This is a genomic window from Alteribacillus sp. YIM 98480 (assembly GCF_009765375.1).
In the GTDB taxonomy this organism is placed as follows: domain Bacteria; phylum Bacillota; class Bacilli; order Bacillales; family Marinococcaceae; genus Alteribacillus.
Window position 1 is genome coordinate 57,791 of sequence record NZ_VTOK01000007.1, and the last position, 19,359, is coordinate 77,149.

Consider the following 19,359-nt stretch of genomic DNA (forward strand, 5'->3'; position numbering starts at 1 on the left):
AAATGGATGTCATTCGAATAATTATGCACATTATGATATTATACTTTTTTTATTATGCAGGTGTGTGGATTCAAGAATGGTTTAATCTAGTGATACCAGGCAGTATTATTGGCATGCTTTTGTTATTGAGCCTGTTTTATACAAAACTGATTAAACCAAAATGGATAGCGATGGGAACGAGTTTGGTGCTGTCACATATGCCGTTATTGTTTTTACCAGTTACGGCAGGAACGATTGTATACTTAGAATTATTTTCTGGGTCTGGTTTATGGCTTGTAGCCATTGCTTTTACCAGCACGCTGTTTGTGATGGCTGTTTCTGGAATGACTGCACAGATTTTTGCAAAAAGGAGGGAACAGCATGACTGATTGGGCAGCTGCAATATTGGCTGCAGCAGGTACAGTATTGGTTTATATTGGCGCACGTAAGTTTTATCAGCGTTTTTCTTATCCCATTACGCTCCCTATTGTGACTGGAACGGTTGTTATTATTGTGGTTTTACTGGGTACTGGGATTTCTTATGATACATACATGCTGGGCGGCAGATGGATCGAGCACTTGCTGGGACCTGCGGTGGTCGCGCTTGCTTATCCTTTATATAAACAAAGAAAAATGTTAAAAATGTATTTTTTTCCTCTTCTTGTTAGCGTAACTGTTGGCGCATTTGCCGGGGTACTATCTGGATATTATTTATCCCGGCTCGCGGGAGTTGAGCAAGCACTTATCGCATCGGTGCTGCCTAAATCTGTTACTACGCCCGTCGCTATGGAGGTAGCCGCGTCAATAGGAGGGCCGCCTCCACTTGCCGCTGTTTTTGTAATGGTAGCAGGTATTGGGGGCGTAGTGACCGCTCCTTATCTTTTTAAATGCTGCAAAATCAATCATGTTCTTGCTAAAGGTATAGGCATAGGAAGTGCCTCTCATGCAATAGGCACAGCCAAAGCTCTGGAAAATAGTGAAATAGAAGGTGCGGCCAGTTCTGTGGCAATGACACTAAGTGCCGTGATAGTCTCCATCATTATTCCATTGCTGGCACTTCTATTTTTCTAAAAAACTCTTAAACTGGAAAAGGGGTGAAGAAGTGGCCCATTTACTAAAAGTAGAAGATTATACGTCAAGATATCAACATGATATTCAGAGGTATCCAAGTCAATTTACACGTTTAAAAAAAGAACGCTGGCTCCATATTAAAAAAGAATGGATACGAGTGAATCGACGGGAAAAAGGAAATGAATACGGTGAGTTTGATAATTGGTTTGAGGAAGCTGATAACGGTTTTTTTGCAGCTGCCCTCCACCGGCTGAAGCATTTGTCTGGAAAAAATCGAATACAAGAGGAAATCGTAGAGGAAGAAAGAGAAGGTCCTGCTGCTTTTTATAAAGGGAAATCGATGGAAGAGTTAAAAGAAATATTTTACGAGGATCTGTTTCAGGCTCAGCTGCAGTGGGCGAGCTCATCTCTTTTTGAAGAATCCAGGATGAATCCAAAATATAAATACGACCAGAAGCTGCGCTATTTTTTGCGTGAATTTCCTGATAACTATTTGGTATTGTACTATCCTGTTTTCTCCATTGGCAAAGCTCCTGTGGAAATGGATATTATTTTAATCAGCCCGACAGATGTTTATTTCATCACCACTTTAGAGGGAAAACAAACTAGTGTATTTGAAACATCTTCAGGAAGATTTTGGAACGAGTATGTAGACGGAAGCCGAAACAGACGAGTAAGTCCCGTAATACCTTTGAACCGCATGACTGCTATCGCTCGAGACATCTTACAAAATAAAAATCTCAACATGAAATTGAACCGAGTCGTGTTAACTCCAGCAGCGATTATAGATCACCGTGCAGCTGGAATGAAAGTAGAAATGGTCGATAAAAGAAACCATGAGGAATGGCTGGAGAAAATGAAAAGGCATCCGTCGCCAGTAAAAAAAAATCAGCTTGAGACAGCTGATTTACTGTTGCAGCATACGGTAACGACTTCTTTTCGGCGCAAAGATTTGTTTGATAACAATGAAGAAATTTAGCCCTGCAAACGGAATAAGAGAGCAGGGCTGTTATCCAATATGAAGCTGTTCATCACTTGAATCTTGGGCATGTTCTTCTAGTTAAATACAATCGTTTTGTTTTTATAAACGAGGACTTTGTCGTTTATATGCCATTCTACAGCTCTAGCCAAAGCTATTTTTTCTACGTTACGGCCGGCTATTTTTAAATCATTCGTGTCGTAACGGTGGTTGACGCGAAGAACTTCTTGTTCAATGATTGGTCCTTCATCCAAATCATTCGTCACGTAATGAGCAGTAGCTCCAATTAATTTCACCCCGCGTTCAAATGCTTTTTTATAGGGATTGGCCCCAATAAAAGCAGGCAAAAAAGAGTGATGAATATTAATAATTCGATGTTCAAATGATTTTACAAAATCTGGTGAGAGAATTTGCATATAACGTGCCAGAACAATGAAATCAATATGATAATCTCTTAACAAAGATGCAGCGTCCGCTTCTGCTTTTTGTTTTGTTTCTTTAGAGACGGGAATATAATGAAAGGAAATGCCATAACTTTCAACGATGTCTCTTAAATCCTCGTGATTGCTGATGACCACAGGAATTTCGACATCTAATTCACCGGAGCGCCAGCGCCAAAGCAGTTCAAGTAAACAATGATCTTCTTTTGATACAAACATAGCCATTTTTTTTGTTTTTCGTTCGCTCTCTAACCGCCAGCTGATTCCAAAATGTTCTGCGATAGCGGGAAACTCTTTTTCTACCGTGGAAAAACGTTCATCAAATGAAGACAGGTCAAATTCAATACGCATAAAGAACATACCGCCTTCAGGGTCCGTACTATACTGATCTGATTGAACAATATTAGCACCTTTTTGATGTAAAAAATCAGATACGGCTGCGACTATTCCGGGTTGGTCAGAACAAGATATAAGCAGTCTTGCCCGATTTAATGTTTTCGTACGTTTCATTGTAAGTTTCCTCCGATTTCTTAACGTAGTCTTCATATAATTGCACGCCGCAACTTTCATAAGATTGCTCGGCGTATGTAGGTAAAGGGAGAATCCTCTAACCCTAGAGGACAACGGAATTAACTATATCACTACTTAGCAAGAAAAAAAAGATGTTCACTCATAAATATTCGGATGCTGGAGGCTGGAGATGGAACCAAAAGGGAGCACACTAGTAGCTTGGATGGAAGATTTATATACTGCTAAAGTCAAAGGGCCTGTTACACCGTCTATAAACGAATGGAAAATCATAAGAAAAGAAAAGGACAAAGAAGCAGATATTGTCACCACTTCCACTTTTTCTGATGGAGTTTTAATTTTTCAAGTAGAAAAACCGTTTTTAGCTGGAAAACGGTATGAGGTGAGGGGTCCTGCCAAACAATCTGCTCATTTACTATCAGGAAAAGCGGTTCGCTCGCCTTTGTTTGATGAATTGTATGCTTACAGCGGAACCGATTTAGGCGCTGTCTGCACAGATAATTCAGCTCATTTTGCAGTCTGGGCGCCGACAGCAGAAGAAGTAAGGCTAATCATTTATGAACCAGCCAAAACCAATGCAAAAGATTCCATTCCAATGCAGCGCTCGGAAAGAGGAGTGTGGCGGATAAAATTACCTGGCTGTCAACACGGACTTCGTTACACTTATAAAGTTTTTGTTAACGGAATGTGGCAGGAGTCATTGGATCCATATGCTTCATCATCCACTCTTAACGGCCAGCATTCAGTAGTTATAAATTGGGAGAAATTAGAGGATGAAACAAGAAACCCTGTTCAGCCGCCTCCCATGGTCCGAAAAACAGACGCCATTATTTATGAGGTGCATGTGCGGGATTTTACGGCTCATTTACACAGCGGGGTCAGAGACAAGGGAAAATATTTAGGTTGGACGGAGAAAGGAAAGACTCCTGAAGGATTTTCGACAACGATTCCCTATTTAAAAGAAATGGGAGTAACTCACATTCAGCTTCTTCCTGTCCAAGATTTTGGCAGTGTTGATGAATTAAAGGATTCTCCTGTTTACAATTGGGGATATGATCCCATTCAGCATTTTGTACCGGAAGGAAGTTATGCTGTAAATAAGAGTCATCCGGAAGCGAGAATTATTGAACTCCGTCAATTAATAGATACACTTCATCGTGAAGGATTCAGGGTCGTATTGGATGTAGTATTTAATCATTTTTATATAAGAGAAAGTGCTTCGCTAGAAAAACTTGTCCCGGGTTATTATTTTCGCTATGGAAATGATGACCTTCCATCTAATGGTACAGGGGTGGGAAACGATACAGCATCTGAACGAACAATGATGAAAAAATATATCATAGATTGTTTGCTGCATTGGCTGAACTATTATAAAGTGGATGGTTTTCGATTTGATTTAATGGGAATTCACGATGTTCATACAATGAAAGAAGCAGCTTTGACCCTCCATCAGAAAAATCCATCTCTTTTATTATATGGAGAAGGCTGGAATATGCATACGCCTCTTGAGGAAAATCAAAAAGCTACCATAGAACAAGCTGCACAATTAGGAAAAAAAATAGGATTCTTTAATGATCGCTTTAGAGATGCCGTGAAAGGTGACCTGTCAGGTAGAAATGGATTTATTCATGCAAATCAACGCTCTGAAAATATAGATAACCTTGCTTTTTATATGAGAGGGTCGATCGATTGGTCTTCAAGACAAAAAGAAGGTATATTCGTGGATGCTTCACAGACTATTAATTATGTGGAATGTCATGATAATTATACGCTTTGGGATCAACTAAAGCGAAAAGATGGTTTTTCAAAAGAGGAGCGAATAAAGATGCACCGGTTAGCAACAGCAATGGTGCTTACTGCTCAAGGTATTCCATTTTTACATGCAGGTCAGGAATTTTTCAGGACAAAATTTGGCGTGGAAAATAGCTATAATGCACCGGTCTGGATCAACCAAATCGATTGGGAAAGGAGGGAACTTTTTCATTCCAACATAGAATATGTGAAAGGTTTAATACAAATCCGTAAACGTTTTGAAGCATTTCGTCTTCAGAAACCAGCGGAAATCAGCAATAGGTTTGAGCAGCTTGAAGCTCCAAAAGATATGTTATTTTTTAAACTCCACAAAAATCTAAATGAACATGAATCAAAAAATTTGTATGTAATATTCAATGCTTCAAGACAAACCGCAGCAGTTCAATTACCGGATGCTGGAAGCTATCAAGTAATCGTTGACGATGAAAGAGCTTCTTTGATACCATTAAAAGCGATTCACTCTAATAGGATAGAGGTTAGGCCAATTAGTGCCATGATTTTATATAAATAAAGCAGAGTCGCTTTTGACAGGCTCTGCTTAGTTCTACGTTACAATATGAGCCAACTAACTGGGCTGTACGATCCATCATATCATAACCGCAATTTTGTGAAGGTAGAGAGTATGCTAGAAAACCATTGCGGCAATATAACGGAAAAGGATTACGTCATGAACTATTATGAACATTCTACAAAAACGAGGGTGAAACTATTGGAATTGCTATTAGGAGAAGATTGGAAGGTTGAACCCGCTGGAGGATCAACGGGTGAAGCTTATATTGCACGGGCAGGAGAAAAAAAGCTGTTCTTAAAGCGCAATTCCTCTCCTTTTCTTGCAGTGCTTTCTGCAGAAGGGATTGTTCCTAAGCTTTTATGGACAAAACGTTTAGAAAATGGCGATGTAATCACCGCTCAGCGTTGGGTGCACGGGCGGGAACTTGGTTCTTCTGATATGGATCGTTCAGACGTTGCACAATTATTGAGTAAGATCCATTGTTCAAGTGAACTGCTTGATATGTTTAAAAGGATTGGGAATGAGCCTCTTACTCCGACTACTATAACAGAATGTCTGCAAAACCAATTGTTAGCTTCAGGCACCTCGTATTCCTTATTACAAGAGGCCGTTGATTATTTGTCGCTGCACCGCCATGAAGTGACTCCGCCTCGTATGGTTGTATGTCATTGTGATATAAATCATAACAATTGGATGATTAATTCAAAAAACGAATTATACTTGATTGATTGGGACGGGGCCACTGTCGCAGACCCTGCTTTTGATCTCGGTCTTTTATTGTACGAGTACATACCTCGAGAACATTGGGAAAAATGGCTTTATCACTATGGGCTGCCATTGACTCCGGATTTAGAAAAAAGGATGCATTGGTATGTAATTTCTCATGCTTTACACAGCGTGCTCTATAACTTGAGAAAAGGACAGCATGACCAGATGAAAGCATGGATCGATCAACTGAAACAATTATTAGCTTATTGAATCAATTTCATAAGGAAGCTAAGGAGCACTGTGCTTGAAAAATATCATACCTGCTCTTGTTATCACTAAAGGTGAACACGAAAGCACGATCATAACAAAAAAGGAACGGTCGATAGCAATATTTGTCCCAGACTCTTTATCATGTGAACGTGATGATAAGATAGAAGACATCGGTTTAAAGCAAGGGCAGCAGACAGCAGCCCATTCGCAAGTTAATCAGGAGGACAGACAGCTTCGGCAAAGGGTGCCATGTCTAGTCTCCGACGTTAAAAGAATTAGAAAAAATAAAGACACGTAGGAGGGTGGGTATGAGACTCCGTCACAAGCCTTGGGCGAAAGAATATATCGCAAATCATCCACAATATGTGATTTCCTCTCCAGCTCAAAAAAATAAATCATGGAAGGAAATGTTTAACAACGATAACCCTCTTTATGTAGAAGTTGGAACAGGTAAAGGGAAATTTCTAGATAATATGAGTGTGAAATCTCCTCATATCAATTTTGTTGGTGTGGAGAAGTTTGAGAGCGTTTTGGTTACTGGAGTTCAACGTGTATTAGAAACAAAGCCAACCAATCTGAAATTTATTAATGGGGATGTAAACGATATATTGGAATATTTCAACAGCGGAGAAATTGATAGACTTTACATTAACTTTACAGATCCTTGGCCAAAAAAACGACATGAAAAAAGGCGGCTTACGTATAAATCATTTTTGACCCTCTATGAACAAGCATTGCACCCTCATGGAGAAATTCATATGAAAACAGATAATCAAGGTCTTTTTGAATATTCATTAGAAAGTATGTCCCAATATGGGATGAAATTGAAAAACATTTCGCTGGATCTTCACAATAGTGATTATGAAGATAATGTGATGACCGAATATGAAGAAAAGTTTTCAGAAAAAGGGCAAAGAATTTTCCGACTAGAAGCATCCTTTAGAGAAATATAACGCACGTAATTTATAGAGCTGTGTCAAAAGAGAACGCTTCAGGGATGTTTAGGAGAAAAGATTTCAGATTAGGATCCTCTAACTCTATCACTTTCAGACTTTAATAGCTGAGGATGGACAGAGGATCCATTATTTATGCTACAATGAAAATATGAAAACGGATTCATAGGAGGGGTAGGATGGAACAGTTAACCATTGGAGAATACACTTTAACTTGGCTTAGAGGCGGTGTGACCCATCTTGATGGGGGAGCGATGTTTGGGGTAGTGCCTAAAGCGTTGTGGTCCAAAAAATATCCAGTGAATGATAAAAATCAAATTGAATTACGCAGTGATCCCATTCTTATTCAAGGAAACGGAAAAAATATGTTAATTGAAGCGGGACTTGGCAAAAACCGTTTTTCTGATAAACAAAAGCGTAATTATGGCATAACCGAAGAATCTTACGTGGAAGAGGATCTTCAAAAGTTAGGCTTAACGACTTCTGATATAGACGCGGTGTTAATGACTCATATGCATTTTGACCACGCGGCCGGGTTGGTTAAATGGGAAAACGACCAAGAAGTTCCTGCTTATGAAAATGCGGTCATATACGTGTCTGAAACAGAATGGGAAGAAACAAAACACCCTAATGTTAGGTCGCGCAATACATATTGGGAGCAGAATTGGAAAGCTGCTGCGCATAAAGTAGAAACCTATGCAAAAGAATTTGAACCTGCTCCTGGCATCAAGCTGACCAGAGTAGGCGGGCATAGTAACGGCTTAAGTGTGGTAACGATCGAACAAGGGGATGCCATGGTTATTCATATGGCTGATAATATGGGAACACACGCTCATCAAAACGTTCTGTGGGTGATGGCGTTTGATGATTACCCAATGGACTCTATTGCAGTGAAACAAAAATTTATGGACATTGGCTATAACAACGAAGCCTGGTTTACGTTTTATCATGATTATAAATACCGTGCTATTCAGTACAACAGCCAAGGAGAAAAGATCAAAGCAGTTGAAAAATAAAGTTGACTGTTACCTTGTTCTAAACGGGAAGAATATGAAAGAATACAGATGTATACTCCAAAAAATTGAAAATGTAAAAAAACTGTCTGCTAAAGCAGATGGTTTTTTTATTCCTGCTACTTCGGCTTTCAACGTACAGGACGTACTAAATGCTGCTGCACAACCGTATCCCCCTGGGTGTATTAACACCAAAAGACTTACTACTAGTTAATTTCAGCATTCACGACCCATTATAGTGTTATAAAATAGTACTTCATCGACAGATACAAAACATAAACTCTGGAGTTTTGGCCTTTTTATAAACAATTGATTCTATAATAAAGAATATTTTTTTCCATTTAATTCATCCTAATACATAGACAGCTTTAGCAAGGAGACATAGATATGCGGCGATTAGTGAAAGGAATCGAAAGAAAAGTGTTAGAGAATAAAAAAGATAATCTTGAAAAAGAGAATGGTAGCCAAAAGGTCCGTGGATATTTGGATAGAGATCTTATAAGAAATACCGACACGATCAAGGCAGCCCTTCAAGATAGCTCTGATATTGTAACGCGGTCGTTTACCCTTTTTGATTCACCTGTTCAGGCTGTCATTATGTACTTGGATGCATTAGTGGACCCGGAAGAAATTCGAGATCATATACTTACACCACTTTTATTAGAGGCACCTCTTGATGAAAAATCCATGGGAAACGAGGGGAAAGACTTTTTAAAGCTTATAAAAAATAAAATTCCGACAAATGGTCGTTTAGAAGGAACTAGTTCGATAGATAAAGTTTTGGAACAACTACTAATTGGAAAAACGATTTTATTAATTCAAGAGTCAAAAGAAGGCATCATTATTGATACGACCAGCATTGCAGCGAGGAATATTGAGGAACCGATTCAAGAAAGTCTTATTAGAGGGCCGAGAGATGGTTTCACAGAAGAGTTTAAGAAAAATTTGGGATTAATCCGGACGAAAATGAAAAGCCCCTCTTTAACGATAAAAGCAACAGAAAAAGGCGAGCGCACCAAAAAAAAGGTAGCAGTTATCTATGATGAGTCACTTGCAAGAAGGGAAATTGTAGAAGAAGTACAATACCGGCTTTCTACCATACAAATTGATGATCTTCCGGACAGCGGCTTTATTGAACAGCTTATTGAAGATAATACTCTATCTGTTTTCCCTCAAGTTCAATCGACGGAAAGGCCTGATAAAGTAGTAGCAGCATTATTAGAAGGAAGGATCGCAATTATCCTTGAAGGTACTCCCTTTGCGCTTATTGTTCCTGTTACCCTAAGCCAGCTAGTTCACTCACCAGAAGATTACTATGAACGGTGGTATATAGGATCATTTTTAAGAGTTCTTCGTTATTTATCTGTATTTATTGCTGTCTTTCTTCCGGCAACCTATGTTTCCTTAACCTCCTATCATCAAGGACTGCTGCCAACAGATCTTGCGCTTTCCTTTGCAGGAGCAAGAGAAGGCATTCCTTTTCCTTCTTTTATCGAAGCTTTATTAATGGAAGTAACCTTGGAGCTATTACGAGAAGCGGGGGTCCGGCTTCCAAAGCCGCTGGGGCAAACAGTAGGTATTATAGGCGGTATTGTGATAGGAGAAGCTGCTGTAACGGCTGGTATTGTGAATCCATTAATGGTCATTGTCGTTGCTATGACTGCCGTTTCCAATTTCGTCATCCCGTCTTACTCATTGGCTATTTCACTGCGAATACTTAGATTTGTTGTTCTTTTATTTGCGGTCGTTTTAGGGATGTATGGAATGATTTTGTTTTTTATTTTATTAATGACCCACTTGCTCAGTTTAAAAAGTTTTGGTATTCATTATTTTACTCCGTTTAGCCCATTTACGAAATACGACTGGCGTGATTTTATTTTACGGATGCCTATTCAAGTATTAATTAGACGTCCGATGGTTTTTCATCCTAAAGATAAAGTGAAGCTTTCTAATAAGGAGACAGACTAATGTTTGTAACAAAAGACCGGAAACTATCTACGGGTTCACTTATTATTTTAATTGCTTCCACTTTATTAGGCGTGGGGATTTTAACGGGACCGCGCTCTATTACTGCGGCGGTGGATGGATTTGGTGGATGGATCGCTGTGCTGTTAACGGGGCTGTTATTTATTTTAATTGCTTATGCTGCTGCTTATTTAATAAACATGTTCCCTGGGGAAAACATCATTCTTTTTGGGCCGGCTATAGTGACTAAGCCTATTAATAATACGATCTGCTTCCTTTACTTGTTATACTTCATCATCTCAACAGCTTTGTACAGTCGCAACGTGGCCGATGTTATGAAACTTTATGTGCTTGATACAACCCCGACGACAGTGATTATCGGAAGTTTTTTGCTCGTGTCAACCTATACAGCAGTTCAAGGAATTAATGTACTCATAAGGCTCAATATGCTTCTATTTCCTATCATTTTTGGAATGCTTGGAATCATATTAGTCCTCAATGCAGGAGGAGAATTCAATTTTACGGAAGCGCGTCCTTTTTTTGTCGGTGACTTTTTGACCTACCTAAATGGGATGAAAAGTTCACTCGATATCTTTATAGGAATAGGAATCATTTATTTCTTATCTGTGTTTTTACGAACCCCGGAGAAAACAGGCTATGCTTTATCTACTGGCATTATAATCGTTACGCTTATAAATATGATAATTATAGTTATTTCTTTAGGGGTTTTTAATTTCGCTTCGGTGCAGAATATTGTTTATCCGACGGTTGAATTAGCGAAGGATATCCAGCTTCCGGGAGCGTTTTTAGAGAGGACAGAATCTTTGTTTATGACAATTTGGGTACTAGCGATTTTTAATGTGGTGAGCGTAACCCAATACACTGTATCTTTGGGCATAAGCCAACTGTTCAATAGGAAGCGAAAGCTTTGGGTGGTATGGCCGCTTCCAATATATTTTTTGATTGCTTTAGCTCCTAGAAATATTGATGAGTTTTTTTACTGGCGCAGCATTTTATCGTACGTCGGATTTAGTTTTCTCCTTGCTATTCCTTTAGTGTATATCTTGATCGCTAAAATACGAAAGGTGGCTTGAATGATGAGGGCTTGCCTTTATAAAACAGGTATTCCTTGTTTAATTGCCGTCTTACTCCTTAGCGGTTGCTGGGATTTGCAAGAAATTGAAGAAAGAGGCCTGGTAATTGGGTTAGCACTAGATTTAACAGACGAAGAGGTGGATCCGGAAAATATGGAGACCTATGAGGAATGGAAGAAAAAAGGTGAGCCGGACAGGGTGCGTTTAACTGGACAAGTAGCAGTTCCGACACAACAAGGAGGAAACGGACAATCTGAAACGGAATCCCAGCCTTATTTTAACATGTCAACGGTGTCTCACTCTGTGTTCGATGCGCTGAGACTCTTTTCCACTAGAAGTTCGCGTACTTTCACTTTAGATCATATAAAATTAGTTGCTGTTAGTGACAATATTGCAGCAAGCGATCATTTTAATGAAGGGCTTTTGGATTTTTTCCTTAGGGATCATCAAATGAGGCGTAGAATGCTGTTTTTTGTAACAGAAGGAGAGGCTAGTCAACTTCTTGAGCTGGAAGGCCAATTTAATGAAATTCCTGCTATGAAAATAGAAGCTGTGAGTGAAAACTATAGCAGATCCAATCGTATCCCCCATCCATTTGCAATTGGGACGTTAAGTGATGAAATAGCAAAAGAAACGAGCTTTATAATACGAAAAATAAAAGTAACAAAGGATAAAGATATAAAAGTGGCTGGAGCGTTGTTATTTGATGGGAAATTCAGCAAATTAGCAGGAGAATTAGGAGAGCAGGAGACGATTGCCTATAATTTAATTGTTGGAGAACACCAAAACGGTATTATTACAGCCCCAGATAAGCAAGGGCATATTGCTGCCTTTGAAATATTCAGCGCTGATTCCAAAATTAAACCAACTATAAAAAGAGACAATATATCCTTTGATATTCATATTTCGGCTACAGGCCATTTAGGAGAAACGCAATATCCTGGGGGGAACCCATTAACATCGAAGTATATTAAAGAAGTCGAAGAAGTCATGAAAAAAGAAATAGAAACTGAAGTAAACAAGGTAACAGAGAAATTACAAAAAGAATTTAAGTTAGACCCTTTTAATTTATTAGATGAAATACGGGTGAAGAATTATAAAATGTACGAAAAAGTAAGACGCAACTGGGATCAAGGAGAAAAAATTTTTTCCGATGTACCGATTCGCTTTCATATCGATACCAAAATAGAACGAATTGGAATTAGCGGAAAACCAGAACAGAAAGAGGGATAACTCATGAACTGGGCTCTCGTTTCGGAATTTGTGGATGGTCAGAACATCTGGATCGCATTAAGCTTATGGGGCATCTGCTTTGGCTTTTATTTTATTCATAAGCGTTTAACAGAATGGATCGCTCCCCCATGGAAACAGGAAATGATCAAACAACAGAAAGCAGAGGAAAATTGCAACAAAGTTAGATAAAGCAACATAGATGTCTATTATTCCGGTAAACAAACAATTCCCTCGTTTTAGTATTGTATGTTGTTTCCTGCTACCTCTCGAACTGGAGCAGAGGTAACGAACGCCATATTTGGAGATGATGTAATCAAAACAAAAGCCCGCCAAATATATCAATTATTAATCTCCATAAAACTCTGTCTATTATTAGTTACTAAATTAACTCCATTAAGATTTTTGTGTCTTAATATATAAGGTTATTTTACAAATACCAGCTTTTCTCTTCATCATTCACACCCAAGCTAGGAATATTGCCTACTTGCAATTCAAGATACAGGAATAAATCTAAAGTTAGTGATTTTATCAGGATAGACTGTTATTTTAAGTTGTTTGTGAATGAAATTCGGTCTTACCCTCGCCACATCTCTGTGAGTTTTCTTTAGGTACCCTAAATTTGACGACAATCCGAGTTTTTTTAATACTTTATAGAAAAGCCAGTTATATTCATAGTAATGTATGGAACACAAGCTTTATCGGGATTTAATTGATCGATTTCAATCAAATGAAAAAGATTAAATGATTATTTTTGATTGATTTTGAAAGGAAGCGATTATATACTAGAAAGAGATAAAATCGAGTAAGCGTTTTCCATAAGAAGGAAGGAGGCATCATAATCCTTGCTCAATATAGAAAGAAAAGATGCTATACTATCTGTCCTCGAAAAGCAGGAAGTAGCTACGGTGCAGGAATTAGTAAATGCAACGGGAGCTTCTGAATCTACCATAAGAAGAGACCTCACTGATTTAGAATCACAAAATTATATTAAACGATTGCACGGCGGGGCCTCCCTTTCTAAACGTAAAACTGAAGAACCAAGTATGTCTGAAAAAAAGAGTGTAAACCAAGCGGAGAAAAAATCGATGGCAGCTGCTGCCAGTGCTCTTGTTGAACATAAAGATTGTTTATTCATAGATGCAGGAACGACAACAATTGAAATGATATCTTTTTTAGCCGGCAAAGACGTAGTAGTTGTGACGAATGGGATTCAACATGTCCCTCTGCTATTAGAGCAAGGAATTGAGACGTATGTGACAGGCGGAAAAGCAAAACCTAATACAGCTGCTTTAGCTGGCGGCAAAGCAGTAGAATCGATGAAAGAGTTTCGTTTTGATGCCTGTTTTCTTGGGATGAACGGGATTGACGCCAAACAGGGTTTTACGACACCCGACCCGGATGAAGCGGGAGTAAAGAAAACAGCTATTACATTAGCGTCTAGATCTTATGTTCTTGCAGATCATTCTAAAATAGGGGAAGTTTCTTTTTCCAGCGTCGCTCCTATTGAGAACGCTTATATTATTACATCAAGTAAGGCAGAAGCTGAGCAGCTGCGAACATTACAACAAGAAACAGTAGTAAAGGTTGTGAATTTATGATTTATACACTGACATTGAATCCAGCTCTTGATTACGTAGTGGAGGTTGCTGATTTTACAGAAGGCAGCATCAATCGCACCAAAAATGAGTTGAAATATCCGGGTGGAAAAGGGATTAACGTGTCACGCGTTTTGAAAAGATTAGGGGTTTCAAGTACTGCGTTAGGATTTACAGGGGGATTTACCGGTGACTACATTGAAAATGTGCTCGAGCAAGAAAACATTGAAACAGATTTTGTAAAGGTTAATGGAGATACCCGTATTAACGTAAAAATTAGAGGCGGAAAAGAGACTGAAGTAAACGGTGCTTCCCCCTCTATATATGAAGATGATATACGCTCTTTAGAAAGCAGATTAGCACTGCTTGATAATGAAGATCAGCTTGTAGTGGCAGGAAGTCTTCCTTCCATGCTTCCAACTGATACGTACAAGAGGCTTATGATCAGATTGAATGAGAAGGGCATTCGGGTTTACCTGGATACAAGTGGCGAAGCTTTAACAAAAGCATTAGAAGCAAGCCCATATTTTGTTAAGCCGAATCATTTAGAACTGGCAGAACTGTATGGCGTTTCTATTTCAAGCGTAGAAGAAGCAGTTCAATATGGGAAGAAGCTGCTTGATGACTTTGACATTTCTCATGCCGTTATTTCAATGGCGGGCGAAGGTGCTGTTTACTTACATGGCGATGAAGCATACCAAGCAAAACCTCCTGAACGTCCAGCTGTAAATTCCGTTGGCGCGGGAGATTCCTTAGTAGCAGGTTTTATCGCTAAACATCTATTGTCTAATCATCCAGACGAAGTTTTAGCATTTGCTGTATCGGCCGGCAGTGCCACTGCTTTTTCAGAAACATTTTGTACAAAAGAAGAAGTTGAACAAATGAATAAAGAAATTAAAACAGCAGTTTTGTATGAGTAATAAGTGTTTTTCAGTATTTTTTTAAGAGGTGAAATCGATGAAGATTACCGAGCTGTTAAAAACAGATACGATGGTATTAAATCTTGAATCTACTACAAAAGACGGGGTCATTGATGAACTTGTTCAAAAATTGGATTCAGCAGGCAGACTAAACGACAAGAATGATTTTAAAGAAGCTATTCTTGCCCGCGAAGCTCAGAGTTCCACTGGGATTGGAGAAGGGGTTGCCATTCCGCACGCAAAAACAGCTGCTGTGAAAACGCCAGCGATTGCGTTTGGGCGTTCAAAAAATGGAGCAGAATATGAATCGCTTGACGGACAGCCTGCACATCTTGTATTTATGATTGCTGCAAGTGAAGGTGCAAATGAAGATCATTTGCAGACGCTGTCAAGATTGTCTACTCTTTTAATGGATGAGTCTTTTCGCAGTGACCTGATTCATGCCGAATCAGAAGATGAAATTATTACATTGATTGACAAAAAAGAAAAAGAGAAATTAGGAGAAGAAGAAACAGAAGAAAGCACAGCGGAAGAAAAAGGTGCAGATACTCCAAGCATTCTTGCTGTGACTGGTTGTCCAACAGGTATCGCTCATACGTACATGGCAGCAGATTCTTTAAAAGACAAAGCAAAAGAACTGGGCTTATCCATTAAAGTCGAAACCAATGGGTCAGACGGAGTAAAAAACCGTCTTTCCGCCGAAGAGATAGAAAAAGCAGACGCTATTATTGTTGCGTCTGACACAAAAGTAGAAATGGACCGCTTTGATGGAAGACCAGTGTTAGTAAAAGGTGTGACTGACGGGATTCGCCGCCCGGAAGAATTGTTAACACAGGCTAAAAATGGTGAAGCTCCTATTTACAGAGCTTCTGGCGGAGGCCAGGAGGAAAGCTCTGGCGATAGCAGCGGCAGAAAAGGCTTTTATAAACATTTAATGAATGGTGTTTCTAACATGCTGCCATTCGTTGTCGGCGGCGGTGTATTAATTGCTATCTCCTTCTTTTTTGGAATTAATGCGGCCGATCCAGAGGATCCAAGCTATCATCCGTTTGCAGAAGCGTTAAGTGTTATTGGTGGAGACCATGCGTTTGGTTTAATGGTGGCTGTACTTGCTGGTTTTATCGCTATGAGTATAGCAGATCGTCCAGGCTTTGCTCCTGGTATGATAGGTGGTCTAATGGCTACGACAGGAGGAGCAGGATTCTTAGGTGGTTTGATTGCCGGTTTTCTTGCTGGTTATGTAGTGATCTTGCTTAAAAAAGCATTAGCAGGGCTGCCAAAAGTATTAGACGGCATTAAAACGATTTTATTTTATCCCGTACTAAGCATATTTATCGTCGGCATGCTCATGCATTTTGTCATTATCGAGCCAATCAGTGTTTTTAATACATTTTTAGAAAACTGGCTTGATGGCATGGGAACTGGAAACATTGTTATTTTAGGCCTCATTCTAGGCGGTATGATGGCAGTTGATATGGGAGGTCCTATCAACAAAGCAGCCTTTACATTTGGAATTGCTATGATTGATGCTGGAAACTACGCTCCGCACGCAGCTATTATGGCAGGCGGGATGGTGCCTCCTCTTGGGATTGCCCTTGCTACCACTCTATTTAGAAAGAAGTTTACAAAAGAAGAAAGAGATGCGGGTTTTTCAAGCTATTTTCTTGGGGCTTTCTTCATTACAGAAGGTGCTATTCCATTTGCAGCTGCAGATCCAGGACGAGTAATTCCGTCGATCATAGCTGGTTCTGCTACTGCTGGAGCATTTGCGATGTTATTTGGAAATGGTCTGCCAGCACCTCACGGAGGGGTGTTTGTTATTCCTGCTATACAAGGTGGAAGTCCTTGGTTGTATGTGCTCGCCATTTTGATTGGTACAGTGGTAACAGCATTATTAGTAGGATTTTTAAAAAGGCCGCTACGTCCATAAATGAAAAAAACAAGGTTTTCACCAATGGTGAGAGCCTTGTTTTTTATATGGCAGTAAGCGAAGTTTTTCTAAATTGCTTAACATCCTTAAAATGTAACAAAGGCAGCGGTTTAAATAAACCGCGCCCATTTTCTCTTTTGTACATTAGGAAGAAAGTTCTAAGATCGTACCAGTTTTCGCATCTACAATAAAATCCATTTGTTTGGTTTCGCCTTCTTTAGTACTTGAAATACCACCCCGGTAAACTTTGTATTCCAGGTCGTCTTTTTTATAATTTTCTGCTGTCATATGAATCCAGGAACCGTTGACAGGAATATGATCCTGAATATTTTCTTTAACTGTTTTTAGTGCTTTCTCAGGAGAAATTTGTTCTCCGCCAGCATATTCCTTAAGTGCATAACCTGCTAAAAAGCCAATACCTGCTCCAATAAGGATATCTCTTACCTTCATACATATACCTGCCTTTCCTATTTGCTTTCTCTCAAGTATAGCCTAAACGGAGCAAATTTCCAAACGCTAATCTGGATGCGGTAGAAAAAAACAAGGGGGTTCGGTAAAATATATGTAATAAAGTGAGAAAGGAGACTGTTATGAATCAAGAAACTCAGGAAATGTTTAAAACGTTAACAGAGCTTCCGGGAGCCCCTGGATTTGAACATGACGTCAGAAACTATTTAAAAGGTGAGTTGGAAAAATACAGTGACGACATTGTTCAAGACAAATTAGGCAGCATTTTTGGCGTCAAGAGGGGAACTTCACGCGGTCCAAAGGTAATGGTAGCCGGACATATGGATGAAGTTGGCTTCATGGTGAAGTCAATAAATAAAAAAGGACTTATTCGTTTTGAAACACTTGGCGGCTGGTGGAGCCAGGTGCTGCTTGCTCAGCGAGTGCAGATTATGACTGATAATGGACCTGTAATAGGTGTCATTGGTTCCACACCCCCGCATTTGCTTGATGAAGCGCAGCGGAAAAAACCTATGCCGTTAAAAAAAATGTACATAGATATTGGAGCGGATGATAAAAATGACGCGGAAAATATCGGAATAAAGCCAGGTCAGCAAATTGTTCCTATTTGTCCGTTTACACCGATGGCAAATAAGAAAAAAATTCTAGCTAAATCATGGGATAACCGGTATGGGGTCGGTCTTTCCATTGAACTTCTAAAAGAACTGCAAGAAAAAGACCACCCGAATATTTTATATTCTGGCGCTACTGTTCAAGAAGAAGTCGGGTTAAGAGGAGCAGCAACGTCTTCTCATATGATTGATCCAGATATTTTTTATGCATTAGACGCCAGTCCGGCAAACGATGCCACCGGAGGAAAAGATGCATTTGGTCATCTTGGCAAAGGAGCATTGCTTCGTATTTTTGACAGAACGATGGTGACCCATCATGGAATGCGTGAATTTGTACTTGATACAGCAGAAACAAATGATATACCTTATCAGTTTTTCGTTTCAAAAGGCGGTACCGATGCCGGGCGTGTTCACATGGCAAATGAAGGTGTTCCCTCTGCTGTGATAGGAGTTTGTTCGAGGTATATTCACACGTCGGCGTCCATTCTTCACATTGATGACTATGCAGCTGCCAAAGAGTTAATCGTGAAACTGGTAGAGACGACTGACACGAGTACGGTCGAGCAAATTAGAAAAGGTGTTTAAGGAAAGAAGTGGCGAGAAATATGGAAAAAGTAATAGCAATAGGCTCTAAAAACAACGCCAAAATACAAGCTGCCGCAAATGTTTTCCCAAGGGAAGAGTATATTGTGAAAGGGTACAGCGTGGAGACTGCTGTGTCTGATCAGCCATTTTCTGAGGAAGAAACAAAAAAAGGAGCAGTCCACAGAGCAAAATCAGCCCTTAGCATGGATGCAGTCATCGGAATTGGGCTTGAAGGCGGTGTCGAGCCAATGGAAGATGGTTTATATCTGTGCAACTGGGGAGCGCTTGCTGATGAAAAGGGCGGACTATTCACTGCCGCCGGTGCTAAGATTCTCTTGCCGGAAGAAGTTGCCGAAGGTCTTTATAAGGGAGAAGAATTAAAAACAATGATGGAGGCGTACACAAACAAGAAAGGAGTCAGCCACAATGAAGGTGCGGTTGGCATTTTTTCTAACGGTTTCATATCGCGCGCGGATATGTTTGCTCACATTGTATGGTTATTGTACGGACAATGGAAATTTTCTCAAATACTAAATGAGTCCTAACAAAAGGGAGCTTCTCAAAAGGTTAGTTAGGATATGGTGGTTATCTAACTGGAATATATGCGAGACTCCTGCGCGGAGAAACCGACAGTGTGAAGACCCCGCAGTAAAGGTTTTGCTCACAAGGTGGCTGAACCGCCGTCCGCGGCAAA

19 protein-coding genes are annotated in these 19,359 nt (G+C 39.7%); 17 read left to right on the forward strand and 2 right to left on the reverse strand.

Features of this window, described 5'->3' with window-relative positions; translation table 11 throughout:
* Window positions 1-2: 2 nt before the first annotated feature.
* From FZF09_RS10350 to FZF09_RS10360, 3 genes are read left to right on the forward strand one after another with little or no spacing between them, the layout of a single operon-like run.
* The gene (locus tag FZF09_RS10350) at window positions 3-368 is read left to right on the forward strand and encodes a CidA/LrgA family protein (RefSeq protein ID WP_158736528.1); all 366 of its coding nucleotides are present in this window, start codon (window positions 3-5) and stop codon (window positions 366-368) included.
* Entirely contained in the window at window positions 361-1,050 is a 690-nt protein-coding gene (locus FZF09_RS10355) for an LrgB family protein (RefSeq protein ID WP_158736529.1), read from the forward strand. The genes FZF09_RS10350 and FZF09_RS10355 overlap by 8 nt, the downstream gene beginning before the upstream one ends.
* A gap of 31 nt (window positions 1,051-1,081) precedes the next feature.
* Entirely contained in the window at window positions 1,082-2,029 is a 948-nt protein-coding gene (locus tag FZF09_RS10360; protein WP_158736530.1) for an NERD domain-containing protein, read from the forward strand.
* Between the two features lie 77 nt (window positions 2,030-2,106).
* Here FZF09_RS10360 and purU read toward each other — a convergent pair whose 3' ends face one another.
* Window positions 2,107-2,979 carry a formyltetrahydrofolate deformylase gene (gene purU, locus FZF09_RS10365; protein ID WP_158736531.1) on the reverse strand — a complete coding sequence of 291 codons (873 nt, stop codon included), beginning with the start codon at window positions 2,977-2,979 and terminating at the stop codon, window positions 2,107-2,109.
* Between the two features lie 190 nt (window positions 2,980-3,169).
* Between purU and pulA the strand changes: the two genes are divergently transcribed.
* The 12 genes from pulA (at window position 3,170) to FZF09_RS10425 (ending at window position 17,001) form a co-directional block, all read left to right on the forward strand.
* Window positions 3,170-5,320 (forward strand): type I pullulanase, encoded by a 2,151-nt coding sequence (gene pulA / locus FZF09_RS10370; protein ID WP_158736532.1) that lies wholly within the window; start codon window positions 3,170-3,172, stop codon window positions 5,318-5,320.
* A gap of 156 nt (window positions 5,321-5,476) precedes the next feature.
* On the forward strand, window positions 5,477-6,298 hold the full coding sequence (locus FZF09_RS10375) for a phosphotransferase (RefSeq protein WP_370514450.1): 822 nt from the start codon (window positions 5,477-5,479) through the stop codon (window positions 6,296-6,298).
* A gap of 34 nt (window positions 6,299-6,332) precedes the next feature.
* The gene (locus FZF09_RS10380) at window positions 6,333-6,596 is read left to right on the forward strand and encodes a hypothetical protein (RefSeq protein WP_158736533.1); all 264 of its coding nucleotides are present in this window, start codon (window positions 6,333-6,335) and stop codon (window positions 6,594-6,596) included.
* A gap of 10 nt (window positions 6,597-6,606) precedes the next feature.
* Window positions 6,607-7,251, forward strand: coding sequence for a tRNA (guanosine(46)-N7)-methyltransferase TrmB (gene trmB / locus FZF09_RS10385; protein WP_158736534.1), 645 nt, complete (start codon window positions 6,607-6,609; stop codon window positions 7,249-7,251).
* Window positions 7,252-7,430: 179 nt separating this feature from the next.
* Window positions 7,431-8,267, forward strand: a complete 837-nt coding sequence (locus tag FZF09_RS10390; RefSeq protein ID WP_158736535.1) for a YtnP family quorum-quenching lactonase — start codon at window positions 7,431-7,433, stop codon at window positions 8,265-8,267.
* A 384-nt stretch (window positions 8,268-8,651) separates the two neighbouring features.
* Window positions 8,652-10,232 (forward strand): spore germination protein, encoded by a 1,581-nt coding sequence (locus FZF09_RS10395; RefSeq protein WP_158736536.1) that lies wholly within the window; start codon window positions 8,652-8,654, stop codon window positions 10,230-10,232.
* Window positions 10,232-11,323, forward strand: coding sequence for a GerAB/ArcD/ProY family transporter (locus tag FZF09_RS10400; protein WP_158736537.1), 1,092 nt, complete (start codon window positions 10,232-10,234; stop codon window positions 11,321-11,323). The genes FZF09_RS10395 and FZF09_RS10400 overlap by 1 nt, the downstream gene beginning before the upstream one ends.
* Window positions 11,324-12,556, forward strand: a complete 1,233-nt coding sequence (locus FZF09_RS10405; RefSeq protein WP_158736538.1) for a Ger(x)C family spore germination protein — start codon at window positions 11,324-11,326, stop codon at window positions 12,554-12,556.
* A 3-nt stretch (window positions 12,557-12,559) separates the two neighbouring features.
* A complete protein-coding gene (locus FZF09_RS10410) occupies window positions 12,560-12,745 on the forward strand; it encodes a hypothetical protein (RefSeq protein WP_158736539.1) in 186 nt (61 codons plus the stop codon).
* Window positions 12,746-13,398: 653 nt separating this feature from the next.
* Window positions 13,399-14,154 carry a DeoR/GlpR family DNA-binding transcription regulator gene (locus FZF09_RS10415; protein WP_158736540.1) on the forward strand — a complete coding sequence of 252 codons (756 nt, stop codon included), beginning with the start codon at window positions 13,399-13,401 and terminating at the stop codon, window positions 14,152-14,154.
* A complete protein-coding gene (gene pfkB / locus FZF09_RS10420) occupies window positions 14,151-15,071 on the forward strand; it encodes a 1-phosphofructokinase (protein WP_158736541.1) in 921 nt (306 codons plus the stop codon). Before FZF09_RS10415 ends, pfkB begins: the two co-directional genes overlap by 4 nt.
* Window positions 15,072-15,108: 37 nt before the next feature.
* Window positions 15,109-17,001 (forward strand): PTS fructose transporter subunit IIABC, encoded by a 1,893-nt coding sequence (locus tag FZF09_RS10425; RefSeq protein ID WP_158736542.1) that lies wholly within the window; start codon window positions 15,109-15,111, stop codon window positions 16,999-17,001.
* 144 nt (window positions 17,002-17,145) lie between these two features.
* Here the strand turns inward: FZF09_RS10425 and FZF09_RS10430 are convergent, their stop codons facing one another.
* Window positions 17,146-17,451, reverse strand: coding sequence for a PepSY domain-containing protein (locus FZF09_RS10430; protein ID WP_091581631.1), 306 nt, complete (start codon window positions 17,449-17,451; stop codon window positions 17,146-17,148).
* A gap of 140 nt (window positions 17,452-17,591) precedes the next feature.
* On the opposite strand from FZF09_RS10430, the gene FZF09_RS10435 reads away from it, so the two are divergent.
* Together FZF09_RS10435 and FZF09_RS10440 are read left to right on the forward strand one after the other, a co-directional pair.
* Window positions 17,592-18,665, forward strand: a complete 1,074-nt coding sequence (locus FZF09_RS10435) for a M42 family metallopeptidase (protein ID WP_158736543.1) — start codon at window positions 17,592-17,594, stop codon at window positions 18,663-18,665.
* A gap of 20 nt (window positions 18,666-18,685) precedes the next feature.
* Window positions 18,686-19,210: a DUF84 family protein gene (locus tag FZF09_RS10440; protein WP_158736544.1), complete on the forward strand. Its 525-nt coding sequence runs from the start codon at window positions 18,686-18,688 to the stop codon at window positions 19,208-19,210.
* Window positions 19,211-19,359: the final 149 nt, after the last annotated feature.

Coding starts and splice junctions, on each gene's coding strand:
- FZF09_RS10350 (WP_158736528.1), top strand. CDS start 3: ATGGATGTCATTCGAATAATTATGCACATTATGATATTATACTTTTTT.
- FZF09_RS10355 (WP_158736529.1), top strand. CDS start 361: ATGACTGATTGGGCAGCTGCAATATTGGCTGCAGCAGGTACAGTATTG.
- purU (WP_158736531.1), bottom strand. CDS start 2,979: ATGAAACGTACGAAAACATTAAATCGGGCAAGACTGCTTATATCTTGT.
- pulA (WP_158736532.1), top strand. CDS start 3,170: ATGGAACCAAAAGGGAGCACACTAGTAGCTTGGATGGAAGATTTATAT.
- FZF09_RS10375 (WP_370514450.1), top strand. CDS start 5,477: ATGAACTATTATGAACATTCTACAAAAACGAGGGTGAAACTATTGGAA.
- trmB (WP_158736534.1), top strand. CDS start 6,607: ATGAGACTCCGTCACAAGCCTTGGGCGAAAGAATATATCGCAAATCAT.
- FZF09_RS10390 (WP_158736535.1), top strand. CDS start 7,431: ATGGAACAGTTAACCATTGGAGAATACACTTTAACTTGGCTTAGAGGC.
- FZF09_RS10395 (WP_158736536.1), top strand. CDS start 8,652: ATGCGGCGATTAGTGAAAGGAATCGAAAGAAAAGTGTTAGAGAATAAA.
- FZF09_RS10400 (WP_158736537.1), top strand. CDS start 10,232: ATGTTTGTAACAAAAGACCGGAAACTATCTACGGGTTCACTTATTATT.
- FZF09_RS10405 (WP_158736538.1), top strand. CDS start 11,324: ATGATGAGGGCTTGCCTTTATAAAACAGGTATTCCTTGTTTAATTGCC.
- FZF09_RS10410 (WP_158736539.1), top strand. CDS start 12,560: ATGAACTGGGCTCTCGTTTCGGAATTTGTGGATGGTCAGAACATCTGG.
- pfkB (WP_158736541.1), top strand. CDS start 14,151: ATGATTTATACACTGACATTGAATCCAGCTCTTGATTACGTAGTGGAG.
- FZF09_RS10425 (WP_158736542.1), top strand. CDS start 15,109: ATGAAGATTACCGAGCTGTTAAAAACAGATACGATGGTATTAAATCTT.
- FZF09_RS10430 (WP_091581631.1), bottom strand. CDS start 17,451: ATGAAGGTAAGAGATATCCTTATTGGAGCAGGTATTGGCTTTTTAGCA.
- FZF09_RS10435 (WP_158736543.1), top strand. CDS start 17,592: ATGAATCAAGAAACTCAGGAAATGTTTAAAACGTTAACAGAGCTTCCG.
- FZF09_RS10440 (WP_158736544.1), top strand. CDS start 18,686: ATGGAAAAAGTAATAGCAATAGGCTCTAAAAACAACGCCAAAATACAA.